General features: G+C 44.1%; 11 protein-coding genes. 7 read left to right on the forward strand and 4 right to left on the reverse strand.

The window, feature by feature from the left end:
* The first annotated feature begins 215 nt into the window (after positions 1 to 215).
* Together ACOSV2_RS01095 and lepB are read left to right on the forward strand one after the other, a co-directional pair.
* The gene (locus tag ACOSV2_RS01095; protein ID WP_397553330.1) at positions 216 to 857 is read left to right on the forward strand and encodes a TVP38/TMEM64 family protein; all 642 of its coding nucleotides are present in this window, start codon (positions 216 to 218) and stop codon (positions 855 to 857) included.
* On the forward strand, positions 854 to 1,414 hold the full coding sequence (gene lepB, locus ACOSV2_RS01100) for a signal peptidase I (protein WP_428973617.1): 561 nt from the start codon (positions 854 to 856) through the stop codon (positions 1,412 to 1,414). The genes ACOSV2_RS01095 and lepB overlap by 4 nt, the downstream gene beginning before the upstream one ends.
* Before the next feature lie 174 nt (positions 1,415 to 1,588).
* Here lepB and ACOSV2_RS01105 read toward each other — a convergent pair whose 3' ends face one another.
* Positions 1,589 to 3,112, reverse strand: coding sequence for an HD-GYP domain-containing protein (locus ACOSV2_RS01105; RefSeq protein ID WP_428973618.1), 1,524 nt, complete (start codon positions 3,110 to 3,112; stop codon positions 1,589 to 1,591).
* A 267-nt stretch (positions 3,113 to 3,379) separates the two neighbouring features.
* Here ACOSV2_RS01105 and ACOSV2_RS01110 point away from each other — a divergent pair, with 267 nt between their 5' ends.
* Complete coding sequence (locus tag ACOSV2_RS01110; RefSeq protein WP_428973619.1) at positions 3,380 to 4,561, forward strand: endonuclease; 1,182 nt, start codon at positions 3,380 to 3,382, stop codon at positions 4,559 to 4,561.
* Positions 4,562 to 4,706: 145 nt separating this feature from the next.
* Positions 4,707 to 5,255: a GNAT family N-acetyltransferase gene (locus ACOSV2_RS01115; RefSeq protein WP_428973620.1), complete on the forward strand. Its 549-nt coding sequence runs from the start codon at positions 4,707 to 4,709 to the stop codon at positions 5,253 to 5,255.
* Between the two features lie 34 nt (positions 5,256 to 5,289).
* Here the strand turns inward: ACOSV2_RS01115 and ACOSV2_RS01120 are convergent, their stop codons facing one another.
* Positions 5,290 to 6,447: an MFS transporter gene (locus ACOSV2_RS01120; protein ID WP_428973621.1), complete on the reverse strand. Its 1,158-nt coding sequence runs from the start codon at positions 6,445 to 6,447 to the stop codon at positions 5,290 to 5,292.
* Positions 6,448 to 6,608: 161 nt separating this feature from the next.
* Between ACOSV2_RS01120 and addB the strand changes: the two genes are divergently transcribed.
* From addB to ACOSV2_RS01135, 3 genes are all read left to right on the forward strand, one after another.
* Positions 6,609 to 10,094 (forward strand): helicase-exonuclease AddAB subunit AddB, encoded by a 3,486-nt coding sequence (addB, locus tag ACOSV2_RS01125; protein ID WP_428973622.1) that lies wholly within the window; start codon positions 6,609 to 6,611, stop codon positions 10,092 to 10,094.
* The gene (gene addA, locus ACOSV2_RS01130; protein WP_428973623.1) at positions 10,087 to 13,848 is read left to right on the forward strand and encodes a helicase-exonuclease AddAB subunit AddA; all 3,762 of its coding nucleotides are present in this window, start codon (positions 10,087 to 10,089) and stop codon (positions 13,846 to 13,848) included. The genes addB and addA overlap by 8 nt, the downstream gene beginning before the upstream one ends.
* 760 nt (positions 13,849 to 14,608) lie before the next feature.
* Positions 14,609 to 14,914, forward strand: coding sequence for an HNH endonuclease (locus ACOSV2_RS01135; protein WP_428973624.1), 306 nt, complete (start codon positions 14,609 to 14,611; stop codon positions 14,912 to 14,914).
* A 64-nt stretch (positions 14,915 to 14,978) separates the two neighbouring features.
* Here ACOSV2_RS01135 and ACOSV2_RS01140 read toward each other — a convergent pair whose 3' ends face one another.
* Positions 14,979 to 15,197, reverse strand: coding sequence for a spore germination protein (locus ACOSV2_RS01140; RefSeq protein WP_113969909.1), 219 nt, complete (start codon positions 15,195 to 15,197; stop codon positions 14,979 to 14,981).
* An 85-nt stretch (positions 15,198 to 15,282) separates the two neighbouring features.
* Entirely contained in the window at positions 15,283 to 15,690 is a 408-nt protein-coding gene (locus ACOSV2_RS01145) for a spore germination protein GerPE (RefSeq protein WP_428973625.1), read from the reverse strand.
* Between the last annotated feature and the right edge of the window lies 1 nt (position 15,691).

Here is a 15,691-nt window from a genome sequence, read left to right on the forward strand (position 1 = left end):
CAATTTCAATCCAAAGCCTATTCGACAACCCAACGCAAAAAATACCCACCCTGGCACGTTTACATCCCCTCTCATTAGGCAAGGTTATAATAATAAAACGACCCAAGAGATAACAATATGGAAATCCTGATTTAGTGTGATATGATGAAAATACAAGTAACGATATAACGAAATGAGTTTATTTGTTCATGGTCGTTTAAGGGGAAACATATAATATGGATATAAATAAGATAAAAGACTGGTTTACGCTTGAGAATATGATGGACCTGATTCAGCAGTATCGTTCATTCGGACCGATTCCAGGGATCCTGCTGCCGCTGTTGGAAGCCTTTCTCCCATTCCTGCCCCTGGTCGTGTTTGTGACGGCCAATGCAAATGCCTTCGGGTTATGGTGGGGGTTTCTATTTTCGTGGATCGGGGCTACGCTTGGTGCCCTTATCGTGTTTCTGTTGGTGCGAAGATATGGGGAAACCCGATTTTTTCGTTTCCTGAGAAAGAACCGCCAAGTGAAGCGATTGACGAAATGGGTAGACAAGCATGGGTTTGGCCCGTTGTTCATTCTTTTATGCTTCCCATTTACACCGTCTGCCTTGGTGAATGTGGTGGCGGGATTGTCGTCGATCAGCATCGCTCAATATATGCTCGCTGTGGTTACGGGGAAAATGGTGATGATTTTCACCATAAGCTTTATAGGATATGATATTATATCATTAGTAAGACAACCAATACGTACTGTAATCGTTGCAGCCATTATCTTTGTACTATGGATTGTAGGGAAACGAATTGAGATACATTTGAATAAGAAAATGGAAGTAGACCAACGAATTGAACGGAAAAAGCAGGAGGAATCAAATTGAGAGAAGAGGTAAAAAGAGAAGGACTCGAATGGATTAAAGCCTTGGGGATTGGACTGATCATCTTTATCATCATTCGAACCTTTCTCTTCTCCAACTATGTAGTCGAAGGTGAATCGATGATGCCAACACTACAGGATGGAAATAAACTTGTTGTGAATAAAATCGGTTATCATATTGGAGACTTGGATCGCTTTGATGTTGTGGTCTTTCATGCGAATGAGAACGAGGATTATGTGAAACGAATCATTGGACTGCCCGGTGATAAGGTCGTGTATAAAGATGATAAGTTATATGTTAACGGAGAGTACTATCCTGAACCTTATTTAGAAAAATTCAAGCAGGAGTACATCGGCAACAAACTGACGGGAGACTTTACACTTGAAGAAATCACGGAACAGCAAACGGTTCCCGAAGGAAAAGTATTCGTTCTTGGAGACAATCGTCGGGGAAGCATGGATAGTCGCTATTTCGGGTTTATAGACCGGGAACAGATTGTGGGAAAAGTGGATCTTCGTTACTGGCCTATCAACGAATGGGATATACAATTCAGGAACTAAAGATATGGGAATGCTGTTCAATACATGAACAGCATTCTTTTTTTGCGAAAGATTCTTCGAGGTTCCGGACTGTTGAAAGGATGATACTTCGAAAAGTGATGCTTTTAAGCTCTTTGAATAAGGAAAGCATCAAATCCATTTTGGGGATCTGATCCTTTCTATATTGATGGGTATTTAAATGGCAGAATTCGATAAAATACGGGATGTGCCTGTCACTTTAATCCCCCTCATAAACGCTTCAACAAACTCCTCATCCCACTGTGTCCCTTTGCCTTCTTCCAAAATGGAGAGGGCTTTTTCGATAGGCATTCCTTTTCGATAAGGGCGATCCGAGGTCATGGCGTCAAAGGCATCGGCGACAGCGATCAATCGTCCGAACACGGGAATATCGTCTCCTTTTAATTGATCGGGATATCCCCGGCCGTCCACCCGCTCATGGTGGTGCTTGATGCCGGGTAAAATGGGCAGGAGTTCTTCTGTTAACTGAACCCCTTTTACAATTTCTTCGCCAATGACAGGATGGCGTTTAATTTGATCGAACTCTTCAATTGTTAATTTCCCTTCTTTTAAAAGCACATCATCCCGGATTCCTATTTTTCCAATGTCGTGAAGCAGGGCCGATTTGTTGAGTAAGTCGATGTCTTTAGAGGACCAGTTGCATTGTTTGGCAATTAAAACAGAAAACTCCGCAACACGTTTAGAATGGCCGGCCGTATAAGGGTCCCGTGCATCCAATGTACCTGCTACGACTGCGAAAAATTGATCGAGTAGCTGCTGGTTTTTCTGATCTCGCAGATTGATGGCTCCTACCATGTGGTTAAAGCCGGAAAATAAATGGGAAAATTCATCCGTGTATGTATTCACTACGGGTGAAACATGCCCCTCCTCGACTTTTTCAAAACGGGCTACCAGCTCTTTCACAGGTGCTTCGATGCTTTTGAAAATAAGGAGTGCTCCATAGAAAGCTAGAATCGTAATGATGAAAATCAGAGTCCCTGCCCATTTCCAGTAGTCTACTAAAAGCGTGGGGTCTGCAATCGATAAGCGAATCTGTGAAGCTAATGAAAAAAGCAGGATCGGAAAAAGGGCAAGAAACAGGGAAGCAGCCAAGATTTTTCTTTTTAAACTGATAAATAGGGTGGACTGATTCGTTGGATCGACTCCGTATGTTTCAACTGTTTTCCGAATAAGGTCCACCTGCAGTGAATGACAAGCTCTAAAGGTTAAGAAAAATTCAATCAATGCATGAAGAATCGCCACTAAAAAGGCGCCGCACCAGGCATAAAAAATATAGGTGTACGGAATGGACAACCACCCTGCATTGATGCTGACAACCGTCAACAAAGTCGACGGAAGAGCCAGCCCCAGAAAGTGAGGGAGCATGATTCGTCTAACCGTTAAAAGTGGGAACCTTTCCGCTTGTTGATAGGCAGTTGAGAGAAGGTCCAGACTGAGTGTTGATCCCTTCTTTTTATAGACGATCTTCATCGGACGAATATGCTTCTGATACACCAAAAATTCGCAGCTGAACATCGTGACGATTGAAAGGGAGATGATGCCTCCCATTGTGAGCAGTTCCTTTTCATTGAGGGCAAGGGTTTGAAAAATGAATACAGATCCGACACCAAAGACGGCAATGAAGCTTCCTAGAAGATAATTTTTAATGATTGTACGTTGAAATCGCTGATATACATTCAAGGATGAATCCTCCAATTCCCCTAACATTTAGTAGATTCATTATATAGGAAATTTGGAGTGGGGAACATGATGATTTATTACTTTCTTAGAAAGATCTAGTGGAGAGGGCTGCCCGCACCAATTACGGAAAGAACGTCTCCCCCCCACAGCAATCACAAACTCTATGATAATAGACTCATTTTCACGCTTTTACACAAAATTTACCCTATTTTGACAATATGTAATGTACGCTAAATGTATAGTCATATTTAGAGGAGGCGAAGCAATTTGAAGGTTGTAAACAAAAAGTTCATCAGCATTTTTTCAATTTTAATTATTTTTATGATTGCGTGTGGTCAAGTATCTCCAAGTCAAATGAGTGCAGCGGGAAATGGGACGTGGAGTTCGCCGTTTACTGTTGATCAGGCATTATCCAATCAAGATGGTTCCACTCAGTCAGTGGAGGGGTATGTGGTCGGGCAACCAACCTCTACGTCATCCGTTGTCACGAGTAACTTTCCAAACGATTACGCACTTGCCTTGGCAGATTCCCCGACTGAATCCAATACGGATGAGATGGTCTATATTCAAATTCCATCTTCTTACCGTTCAAACTTTGGATTACAAAGTAACCCAGGCCTAATGGGTGAAAAAATCAAAGTGACGGGCAGTTTAACGGCCTATTTCTCTCATCCGGGAGTGAAGTCTACGTCAGCATTCGAATCAGTGGAAGATGGCGGGACTGATCCGACTGATCCTCCAACCGACCCAACCGATCCACCATCCTATGAGGAATATTACAACTCGGCAGAAGGGAAAACGGGATCTTCTTTAAAAACAGCACTACATAACATCATTGATGATCATCAAACTCTTTCCTACAGCGATGTATGGGGAGCTCTTCGAAATACAGACGAAGATCAGAACAATCCGAATAACGTGATCCTCCTATACTCAGGCCGTTCCCAATCCAAAACGACAAACGGCGGTGGAGTCAACGACTGGAACCGGGAACATGTCTGGGCGAAATCCCACGGAGACTTTGGAACAGCTCAAGGACCAGGGACGGACCTTCATCACTTGAGACCTACAGATGTAACCGTCAATTCTTCAAGAAGTAATCTTGACTTTGATAATGGCGGGACTCAGCATGGTGAAGCACCGGGCAACTATTATGATGGGGATTCCTGGGAGCCCCGGGATGAAGTGAAAGGGGACGTCGCCCGTATGATTTTCTACATGGCGGTCCGCTATGAAGGGGACAGCGGGGAACTGGATTTAGAAATAAATAACAACGTCAACAATGGAAGTGCCCCTTATCACGGGAAAATGTCCGTTCTCCTTCAATGGAATGAACAGGATCCTGTCGATGAAAGGGAAATCAGACGCAACGATATCATCTTTGAACAATATCAAGGAAACCGAAATCCATTCATCGACCACCCTGAGTGGGCGGAAATGATCTGGTAAGTTGGATTGAGCCTGGAAGTTTCCAGGTTCTTTTTTTTGAAAAATGAAGATGAATGGAGGGGAGGGCACTCACGAAACTTTTTCAAGGACAATAAAGGAATCGGAGAGGAACGCCTCGAAATACATACGTCGAGGTGAAAATGACATGAAACGGTTATTGACGGGTACAAGAATTTATCTTTCCGGTTTTCAGGAGGAAGATGTTACGGCCATAAGGGAATGGAGTCAAAATGAAGAAGTTCAGAGATTACTGGATGCTCTTCCCCATAAGCCGAAAGCAGAGGAAGATATTAAAAAATGGATGGGGGATCCAGGAGACAACGCCTATCGTTTTGCTATTCGTTTAAAGGACGATGGCAGGATCATTGGCTTTGTTGAATTGGACGGGATCCTATGGACGCACCGTGTCGGATGGGTCTCCATCTCAATAGGGGACGAACAGTCCTGGGGCAATGGATATGGCAAGGAAGCCATGGAATGTTTGTTGGCGTACGCTTTTCATGAGTTGAATTTATACCGAGTCCAATTAACGGTATTTTCATATAATGAGAGGGCCATGCGCTTATATGAGTCACTCGGATTCAAGAAAGAAGGAAGCTACCGTCAATTTTTACAAAGGGACGGAGATCGATACGACATGATCTTATACGGCCTATTAGCGGATGAATGGAAAGGTAATGTGAAAGAAGGATGATGGTGTCCTTCTTTTTTTTTGACGTAGAGGGCATCTATTCCCTCATCCCCCACCTCCTCCGCTCCACATACAACAAGCCACCCATCCAGGCATGAAATAAGAAGCATCCCAGTAACAGATACAACGATTGTACGTAAGTAAGCTTCATGATGACTATGGGCGCTAGGCTTGTTCCACCTAATAAAATAAAGGAATACAGGCTGAGTGCCTGGCCTCGGTCATCTCCACTCATATCTCCGATGAGGGTAATGACGGTCGGGATCAACAATGAGATGGCAGAAACAAACAGGACTGAAGAGAGAACAATGATGAAGGGTTCACTCTTGTGTACATAAATAAACGCAATCAATACACTCGCGATGGAGATGGTCACACCCATAAAAAGAGTTTTATAGACTCCCTTTGCTTCAAGGAGTCGACCGGTAAAGAGTGATAAGCTGACACCGATCAATCCGACTGCCCGGAGTAGGAAAAGCAGGTCGGAATCACCCGATAAGTACCTGGTCAAGCTGTCATAATAAGCAACAAACGAGGCGAGAAGGGTGAACACGATGCCGTAGCAGTAAAGGAGTTCCTTCCTCAAAAGGAGTTTATAGATCGTGACGATCTGGTGTGTGACGGAAACGAATCGAGTGGACGTAGCGGGTAGCGTTTGTTTTCCTATTAAAAATAAGGAGACGTACACTACTGCGAAAAAGAAGAATACAATCGTCCAGTTGCTGTAGCGGGTGATTCCTTCACTGAGTAATTGACCGAGTATGCCTGCGAACAGAAAACCGGAATTGATAAAAGCGAGAAGCAGCGTTCTCTTTCTTCCAGAAAACAAATCATACGTATAAGCAAAGGCGACGGGGGCAAAGCTCCCAAGACAAAAGCCTTGAATCCCCCGTAAGAAAAATAAACTCCAGAAATCGCCTGCAAGCCCCACTAAGCCTGTTGAAAACGCAGAGGCAAGCATTCCCCAAACGAGAATCTCTTTTTTTCCGAAACGATCTGCGCTATTGGCAAAGGTGAGAAGTCCACAGGCGTAGAAAAAGATAAATGAGCTTCCTGCAATAACGACTTCACTTTGTGCGATGGAGAGGGAGGAAGCGATATTCCCGTAAATGGGAATGAACGTGTAAATATTACAGGCTACCATAATCGCCATCAGAACAAGAACAGAAGCGATTCTGTTAAAATATTGATCCATCAGCCTTCACCTACCTCTTTTTACTGTATGCAGGTGTTCCAAATATTTTCAATAAAGATTGAGACGGGAAAGATTTGTTCCTGTGTACTATAATGAACCTATACAAAAATTCAACCTGCCTCATGGTTACAATAGATTAGTATAAGAAAGGGAGTGAGAGGATGGCTGTACGTTTTATTCTCGGACGCTCCGGTACGGGAAAAACCCATCACATATTAGATGAGATGAAGCAGAGCTTATTGGAAGCGCCGAATGGAGATCCCATCATCTATATCGTACCGGATCAGATGTCATTTATATCGGAATACGATCTTGTCAACACACCCGGATTAAACGGGATGATACGTGGACAGGTGTTCAGTTTCACCCGGCTCGCGTGGAAGATTCTGCAGGAAACGGGCGGAATGAGCCGCTACCATCTATCAGATGTCGGCTTAAATATGATGATTAGGAAGATTATCGACGAAAACAAAGATCGTCTACATATTTTCTCGAAGGCCGCGGATAAGCCGGGTTTCATTCATCATGTAGAATCCATGTTGACGGAATTTAAGCGCTATTGTATTTCGCCTCAGGATCTCCACCAATTTGATGGGGAAGATGAGCGGGATTCAAAGGTTTTGAAGGATAAGCTTCATGATCTTGAACTGATTTATGAGAAATTCGAGGAGAAGCTCCTCGGCAAATACCTTGATTCAGAAGACTATTTTCAGCTGTTGGCAGATAATGTGAAAAACTCTGAGCTTCTTAGAGATGCAGAGATTTACATAGACGGCTTCCATAGCTTCACGCCCCAGGAATATCTGATAATCGATCAGCTCATTCAGCACAGTAAGGCAGTGACGGTTGCCCTGACAGCCGATCCGGAGCAGCAGATGGGTGCGATGAACGAGTTAAGCTTATATCGGATGACGAACGAAACGTACCATACTCTTCAGGATATATGCCATGGAGCGGGGAAGTCCATAGAAGAAGAGGTGTTAGTGAAGCCGATTCGCTATCATAATGAAACGATGTTGCATCTCGAACGTCATTTTGAGGACCGGCCAACTGTTCCATGCGAAGAAGCAAAAGGCTCCATCGAGTTTCTGGAAGCCTCTAATCGCCGGGCAGAGGTCGAAGGGATAGCAAGGGAGATACGGAAGCTTGCCCGGGAAAAGGGGTATCGCTACAAGGATATAGCGGTGTTGGTTCGAAACAGCCAGGACTACCGTGATAAGGTCGAAACGATTTTTCAAGATTATAGTATTCCATTTTTCCTTGATCAGAAGCGGACAATGTTAAATCACCCATTAATTGAGTTGATCCGTTCGACTCTGGAAATTATGAATACGAACTGGAGATATGAGCCTGTCTTCCGGGCGGTGAAAACTGACCTGTTGTTTCCTTATCAAAAAAATCCAACCGATTTGCGGGAAAAAATGGACCGTTTGGAGAACTATGTGTTGGCCTACGGGATCAAGGGCGATCGCTGGACGAAGAAAGATCGCTGGAAATACCGCCGCTTCCGTGGTCTTGAGCATGTGGACGCACCACAAACCGACCGTGAAAAGGAACTCGAGCATGAAATCAATGAGCTTCGTTTATTTATTTCTGCGCCGATCATCCGTCTCGGAAAACGATTGAAAAAGCAATCCACGGGACGGGAATTCTGTGAAACTCTCTATCTGTATCTGGAAGAGCTGGATATTCCGGCAAAGCTTGAACGTATGCGTATTGAAGCAGAAGAAAAAGGCGACTTGATTGCGGCAAGAGAGCATGATCAAGCTTGGTCAGCCGTAATGGACTTACTTGATCAATATGTAGAAATGCTAGGTGATGAGGAAACGACGATGAAGAAATTCTCGTCGATCCTGGATGCAGGTATGGAGACGATGCAGTTCTCGTTAGTCCCTCCTGCCATAGATCAGGTCATTATAGCCGATTTGGAGAAATCAAGGCTGGGTGACATTAAAGCAGCCTTTATCATCGGAGTGAATGATGGAGTTCTTCCGGCGAAAATGAATGAAGACGGAGTCCTGTCTGATGAAGACCGGGAAACGTTGATCAATAGGGGCTTCAAGATAGCTCCCAGTAACAGGACGAAGCTGTTGGACGAGGAGTTTGTGGCGTATAAAGCCTTTACTACCCCGAGTGAACGCTTATTCATCAGTTATCCGATTGCCAATGAAGAAGGAAAAGCGTTATTAGCATCCTCTTTCATAAAAAGGCTGAATGAAATGTTTCCGGATGCAAATACGAAGCTTCTTATTAATGAACCATCCGAGCTTTCTGAAGAAGAGCAGCTGCACTATGTTTGCCATCCCAATGTGACGATTTCTCATTTAACGTCGCAATTACAGTTAAAGAAACGGGAATATCCGATCTATGACTTCTGGTGGGATGTGTATAACTTCTATGCAACGTCAAATGATTGGAAATGGCATTCACAGCATATTTTATCCAGTCTCTTCTACCAGAATCGGGCGAATCAGCTTTCTGAGGAAACGAGCAGGGATCTGTATGGAGACCATATTTTAGCGAGTGTATCCCGAATGGAGCTGTTCCATAGTTGTCCGTTTTCTCATTTTGCCAGTCATGGGTTGAAGCTTAGAGAGCGGGATTTCTTTAAACTGGAGGCACCGGATATCGGGGAAATGTTCCACTCCGCTCTTAAATGGATATCAGAAGAAGTGGAACGTCATGGTCTGACCTGGGCATCTTTATCAAAAGCGCAGTGTCTAAAGCTTGCTAAAGAAGCCGTCTTGATGCTAGCACCGAAGCTTCAGCACCAGATTCTATTAAGCTCAAATCGCCATTATTATATCGCTCAGAAACTTGAGCAAATCATAAGCCGTGCGAGCCTCATTCTCAGTGAACATGCGAAGGCAAGTGGGTTTGTGCCTGTCGGGGTGGAGCTTGGGTTCGGACCGCATGCGACCCTGCCGCCGTTCCAGTTCCAGCTGAGAAATGGAACGAAAATGGAGCTTCAGGGAAGGATCGACAGGGTAGACAAAGCAGAAGATGCAAGTGGAGTATACCTAAGGATCGTTGATTATAAATCGAGTGCGAGAGATTTGGATATGACAGAAGTGTACTACGGATTGGCACTTCAGATGCTGACGTATTTAGATATTGTGTTAACAAACTCTAAGCAATTTGTCGGGAAAGAAGCAAAGCCTGCAGGTGTACTCTATTTCCACGTTCATAATCCTATGATCAATAGTAAGAAAATCTTGACGATGGATCAAATTGAAAAGGAAATTTTTAAGAGCTTTAAAATGAAGGGACTCGTTCTGGGAGACTCTGACATCGTTCGTTTAATGGATCAAACATTGGATACCGGGAACTCAGATATCATCTCGGCCGGGATCAAGAAGGATGGATCATTATCCTCCCGGTCAAAAGCTGCTTCACCAGAAGACTTTCACTATATGCGCCAGCATGTGAGAAAGCTATATGAAGCGTCAGGGAACCGGATCGTTTCAGGTGAGACCAATATTACTCCTTACAAGCTGAAGGACCGTACACCATGTCAGTTCTGTTCGTTCCGTTCCGTTTGTCAATTCGACCAATCTCTTGAAGAAAACGAGTACAGAGTGCTCCCGACGGCAAAACCAGAAGATCTATTGAAAAAAGTGAGAGAGGAGGTAGAGTCCAATGAGTAATGGTACGATACCGGCAAAGCCTGATCATGTTACATGGACAGATGATCAGTGGAAGGCGATTTGGGCAAAAGGTCAGGACATTCTCGTAGCAGCGGCTGCAGGATCAGGGAAGACCGCAGTTCTTGTAGAGAGGATCATTCAGAAAATCCTTTCTGAAGAAGACAGAATGGATGTGGACGAACTATTGGTTGTAACCTTTACCAATGCATCGGCCGCTGAGATGAGACATCGGATTGGGCAGGCATTGGAAAAGGCGATTGATGAGGATCCCCATTCCCATCATTTAAGAAAGCAACTGAGCTTACTGAACCGTGCTTCCATTTCGACTCTTCACTCTTTTTGCCTTGAAGTGATTCGTAAATATTATTACCTCATCGACATTGACCCGGGTTTTCGGATTGCCGATGAAACAGAAGGTGATCTGCTGCGTGATGAAGTGCTTGATGAGCTGTTTGAAGAGGAATACGGAAAAGAACATAATCATGATTTCTTTACACTGGTAGATACATTTACCAATGATAGAAGTGACGGGGCCCTTCAGGATATGATCCGAAAGCTGTATGACTTTTCACGTTCCCACCCGAACCCGGACGAATGGCTGAGAGGGCTGGAAGAGATGTATGACATCCAAGAAGGTGTAGAGATCGATCAGCTTTCCTTCATTCAGCCGCTCCTGACCGATATTCGCTTACAGCTTCATGGGGCGAAAAACTTGTTTCAGCGTGCATTGGATCTGACACGGGTTCCTGGAGGTCCGGGTCCAAGAGCTGAAAATTTTCTAAGCGATATTGAGATTGTCGAGAGCCTGGAAGAAAGCCGGCAGATTTCATGGAATGCATTATATAAGACGATTCAAACCTTACCCTTTACAAAGTTAAAAGCTTGTCGAGGGGATGACTATAACAAGGATATGGTAGATGAAGCCAAAAAGCTTCGGGATCAAGGGAAGAAAACGTTAGAGAAACTGCAGGAAGATTTTTTCTCAAGAAGACCGGAGTCATTCCTTGAGGATATGAAGAAGATGAGAGACGTGATTCACACCCTGGCAGAAGTGGTGGTGGAATTCGGCAAACGTTTCAGACACGTGAAAGAAGAAAAGGGACTTGTTGACTTTGCGGATTTAGAGCATTTTTGTCTCGATATTTTAAGAGACCCTGCATCAGATGCTTTACTTCCTTCAGAAGCGGCAAAGCAGTATAAAAATAAATTCAAAGAAGTATTGGTCGATGAATATCAGGATACGAATATGGTTCAAGAGTCGATTCTTCTTCTCATTACTGAAGAACGAGAAGAAGTAGGGAACCGCTTTATGGTAGGAGATGTAAAACAGTCCATTTATCGATTTCGATTGGCAGAACCGAATTTATTTTTAGGAAAGTATACCCGCTTTCTTCCTGTAAGCGGAGAAGCGGGATTGAAGATCGATTTATCTCAAAATTTCAGAAGCCGGAAAGAGGTATTAGAGGGAACCAACTTTTTATTCAAGCAAATCATGGGATCCTCGGTTGGGGAGATGGAATATAACCGGGAAGCAGAGCTGGTAAAGGGTGCTCCTTATCCTGAAGAGAAAGAGTATCCGATCGAAGTAGCGATCATCAATCAGGAATCAGAGGAAGCTTGTGGTGATGAAGAGGAATTGTCCATTTTTGACGAGGGTGATATTGAGAAATCCGTGCTTGAAGCCCGCTACATGGCAAATAAAGTGAAGAGCATGATTGAAGAGCGAACACCGATCTATGATGCCAAAACGAAGACTGAGCGTCCGATTCAGTACAAGGATATTGTGATTCTGCTTCGTTCCATGCCTTGGGCGGCAGAAATCATGGAAGAATTCAAACGGCAAGGAATTCCAATTTATGCAAATCTGTCTACTGGTTATTTTGAAGCAACCGAGATCGCGATTATGCTTTCACTGCTGAAAGTGATTGACAATCCGTATCAGGATATTCCCCTGGCATCGGTTCTTCGTTCACCGATAGTAGGACTGGACGAGCAGGGTCTTGCAAGCATCCGGATTCATTCGAGAGCGGGAACGTATTACGAAGCCTTGAAGAAATTTGCAAGTGAAAAACCAAGGAACGCACGTGAAGAAGAAACATTTGAAAAGGTCAAAGTGTTCCTGTATCATCTGCAAAATTGGCGGACAAAGGCTAGACAAGGATCGGTTACAGAGCTGATTTGGCAATTGTACAGAGACACCCGATTCTATGACTATGTCGGAGGAATGGCAGGCGGGAAGCAGCGTCAGGCAAATCTTCGGGCACTATACGACCGTGCCCGCCAATATGAATCAACATCATTCAGAGGATTATTCCGCTTCCTGCGATTCATTGATCGGATGAGGGAACGAGGCGATGACCTCGGGGTAGCGAGAGCTCTCAGTGAACAGGAGGATGTGGTTCGCTTAATGACGATTCACTCCAGTAAAGGGCTTGAGTTTCCGGTAGTCTTTGTCGCTGGCACGTCGAAGCAATTCAACCTCATGGATTTGAACGCTTCTTATTTATTAGATAAAGATCTGGGGTTGGCCACAAAGTATACCGACCCGGGGAAGCGAATCAGTTATCCATCCCTTCCCCAGCTGGCATTTAAGCGGAAGAAGCGCATGGAGGCCATCTCAGAGGAAATGCGGGTGCTCTATGTGGCGTTAACCCGTGCCAAAGAGAAGCTATTCTTGGTGGGAACCGTGAAAAGCTTAGAGAAGTCACTTAAGAAATGGCGGGGAGCTTTAGGTCAGACCGAATGGTTGTTATCTGATTATGATCGTGCCGGGGCCAGTTCCTATCTTGACTGGATAGGTCCGTCCCTCATGCGACACCCCCATTGTGGAGAGCTTGGGGAAGATGCGGTCTTAGAAGGAAGCGGGATCAATGAAGAGATTCTAAAGCATCCTTCCTCCTTTCATATCAAGACGATTCATAAGTCTGAGCTGGGTGCAGAAGAAGAGGAGTCATTGAGTGAAGATGACAATTGGAAAGAGCAAGTGAAGAACGGTGGGGAAGTGGAAATAGAGTCCACTCATAAAAAAGAGGTATTGCACCGTTTGTCGTGGAAGTATCCACATCTGAATGCTACAAACCTTCGCTCGAAGCAATCGGTTTCTGAGCTGAAGCGCATGGTGGAAATAAGGGATGAAGCATCAAGTATCGATATTCTTCGTCGCCATCAAAAGCCAGTGTATAACCGGCCCCAATTCATGCAGTCCAAAGAGCTGTCACCTGCTGAAAAAGGAACGGCCATGCATACGGTCATGCAGCATATTTCGTTTGAGGATGGTGTACCCACAGAAGAAGATGTAAAAGAGTTGTTATCGATGTTAGTGAATAAAGAAATCCTGACGGAAGAACAGGAAAGAGCCATCTCGTCAGACAACATCGTTGGTTTCTTCCAAAGCGACCTTGGGAAGCGTTTGGTTCAGGCAGCGAATATCCAACGGGAAATCCCATTCAGCATGAGTGTCCCTCTGAGTGAAATATCGGAAACAGGGGAGGGTGCCCCTGAAGAAACGATCCTCGTTCAAGGGGTCATTGACTGTGTATTCCGGGATGAATCGGGAATTGTGCTGTTGGATTACAAAACGGATGGTATCCATGATCGCTATAAGGATGGTTTTAGAGAAGCAAGACCGATACTTGAAGAGCGTTATAGGGTACAAATTGAATTATATACCCGCGCATTGGAATCGATTTGGAAAGAAACAGTGTCTGAAAAGTATCTTTACTTTTTCGACGGAGGGCATGTGTTGGAACTATAAAGAAAAACCACATTGAAGCACTTGCCTTCAATGTGGTTTTTTTAAAAGGCTCTTTTTTAAAAAGTTTGTTGGTATTGTAGAGGAGAAAGTAATAGTTGATTTCCGCTACAGTATGCTCGCTTTCCGCGGGGCTGGCGGTGAGCCTCCTCGGCTGCGCCTCCGGGGTCTCACCTGTCCAGCTACGGGGCTTAGGGGCTCGAGGTCATAAGCCAAGTCTGCCAAAAAGGCAAAGAGCGCCTTTCCGGCAGACTCGTCTTATGCTTGTCGCCCCTGGGCAAAGCCCCTCCGCTTTTCGTACTGTCCAGCTATTCCCGCAGGAGTCGAGCCTCCTGCAGCGAGAATCAACTTTCTGAGCATGAATCCTTAATAGAAAACAATTAAAACAAGGATTTTAGCAAACCATCTCATTTAAGGTAAGTAGAGATTGTTTTACCATTTAAGAAAGAAAAATTATTTTAGTTACTTTGTTTTCTTGCACACCTTGAAGCTCTGTCAAGAAAAATCTGTTAAAGATGGTGAGGGGAACTGCGCAGACTCCTGCGGATTTTGGGCGTGCCGAGACCCCGTTCGGCTAAGCTGAGGAGGCTCGGCCGAACGCTAGCTGCAAGCGGAGCAGTTCCCCTCACCATCCAGCATAAACTGGTTGACAGAGCCCTGGCAGATTCTATGCTAGAAAACAACAATCTTTGCGAAAAGAGCCTTTTTAAACGTGATAGAAATGGGGAATATATAAACCAAACACATACAGGAAGGGCTTGAAATGAGTAAAAAAATGATTGGTACATGTGAATTATGCTCTCGTCAAAATGTAGAAACCACGATTCATCACCTGACACCTAAAGAGGTGGGGGGAACCTTCCTTCCCACAGCACAACTTTGTATCCCGTGTCACAAACAAATTCACTCCCTCTATACAAATGATGAATTGGGCGTAAGATTGAACACCATCGAATACTTGAGGAGGGATGAAAAGATTCATAAGTTCATTAAGTGGATCCGAAAGCAGCCCTCCACTAAATTGGTGAAAACGAGGAAAAGCAATGAACGTAAAAAAAGGAAGCGGTGAGGCTGTTTCACGTCGCTTCTTACCCAGATAAAAAAGCAAAAAGCTATAATATCGCTTTTTGCTTTTAGTTATTCCCTGTTATCGGTTGATCCACAACATTACAATCAAATGTGGTATTCACACTGAATACATTGTAGGTTAACTGAAAGGGACCTGTATTGAATCCACCAGAACCACCAAAAGTTTTTGATGCGGACTTAGGTGAAATAATACCTGTATCTCCAAACTGAACACTTCCTCCACCGACATTAAGAATAGAGACAGGACCTACTAAAGCGGGCATATTCAACATCCTCTTCATATATATCTATACAGTTAACCTATGTGAAATAGGTTAGAATGTTCATGTTCCCTATTAATGCGTGTTTCTAGTTTGGTTGATCTATGGTTTCGAACGTTTGTGGATCTTCATCTATTTTACTTTCAAGCTGTCGGATGTGCTTGACCCTCGATTCCATTGCTACATTTGAGGTGTTTCCAATATGAACAATTGAAGAAAATGCCGTTGCCCTGATATAAACCTGGTCAACTTTGATTGGACAAAGGTTTAGGCGGCTGACCCTCACTGCCGGATCAATGGAAGGTTTTTTAAGTGGAGCTTGAAACACTCTGGAATCAAAGCTTCCTTCACTCGTTAAGAAAAATTCTTTTTCCCGCTGTACTGCATAGGCAAATGATAGGGCATTAATATTTTGGGAATCGCCTACTTGATAGAGAGAGCTAAAGGATAAAGTAATTCCATCTAATTTATTTACAATCGAATATCGCTTAAACATA

The organism is Rossellomorea sp. DUT-2 (assembly GCF_052665285.1).